Source organism: Paraburkholderia sp. SIMBA_054, from assembly GCF_046534875.1.
In the GTDB taxonomy this organism is placed as follows: domain Bacteria; phylum Pseudomonadota; class Gammaproteobacteria; order Burkholderiales; family Burkholderiaceae; genus Paraburkholderia; species Paraburkholderia hospita.
In genome coordinates this window covers 1-229 of sequence record NZ_JAWRXV010001891.1, presented here as the reverse complement: position 1 = coordinate 229, position 229 = coordinate 1, and the positions used below count along the sequence as shown (strand labels likewise).

At 53.3% G+C, this 229-nt stretch carries 1 protein-coding gene; it reads right to left on the bottom strand.

Annotated elements, in window-relative coordinates; translation table 11 throughout:
* Positions 1-229: SdpI family protein (locus SB822_RS61610; RefSeq protein ID WP_410859735.1), on the bottom strand; the 229-nt coding region annotated here is incomplete at both ends.

Genomic DNA, 229 nt, shown 5'->3' with positions numbered 1-229 from the left:
ACGAACGCTATGAGCAGGACCACGCGTGCCACGGCAATATCGTGCAGATAGCAGTAGCCCACGGCCCCCAAATAGGAGGCACTGGTCAGCATCAGTGCTATGCCGAAAAGCCGATTGCAGCGATACCAAGTGGTGACATTGCTCAACGTCGTCTTTGTTCTAACGCCATAAAGCCTGTTCGGCTTAATCCACCCTGCCGCGAGCGGCATTGCGATCAAAAAAAACAATG